1 protein-coding gene is annotated in these 578 nt (G+C 46.2%); it reads right to left on the bottom strand.

Going from position 1 to position 578, the window contains the following annotated elements; translation table 11 throughout:
• Window positions 1–578, bottom strand: a 578-nt coding sequence (locus R7Q48_RS29480) for a response regulator (protein ID WP_318133915.1), incomplete at both ends; no start/stop codon positions are given.

Here is a 578-nt window from a genome sequence, read left to right as displayed (position 1 = left end):
AAGCCATCGCACCAGTACATCACGCAATGCGTTGAGTGTGGTTGGCTTTTCCAGACGACCATCCATCAATTTAGCGATCATCTCGAGCTCTTTCTCTCCAGACTCGCCAGACAGGGCGATGATTGGTGTAGTTGGAGAGCTCTGCTTGATTTTTTCGCTGGCGTCAAACCCATTCATCACGGGCATTTGAACATCCATCAACACCAAATCGACCTGATGTGATTGAAACAGTTCCACCGCATTTGCGCCGTTATTGGCTTGTAAACTATTGACACCAAGTCGGTTTAGGTACATTTGAACCAAAGTACGTTGCACCTCTTTATCATCGACAATGAGCACAGTTGGTGCATCTTTGTTGATTTGTACGACAGGTTCTGGACTTGGTGTGGTTTTGACTTTCTGATTCCAGTTGTAAAAGTTTGGCGTTCGAAGCGTTTCTACTTTCGGTGCATTTGGCACAACCGGAAAATGCAGATAAAACTCGGTAAATTCATTAGTTACCGATTTACACTCAATTCGACCACCAAAAGAGCGCATCACACGCTGACAGTAACCCAAGCCAAGTCCGCTACCGCCGC

Source organism: Vibrio sp. 378, assembly GCF_033339435.1.
Note: the sequence above shows the minus strand (reverse complement) of the source record. Positions and strands in the feature narration are given on the sequence as shown.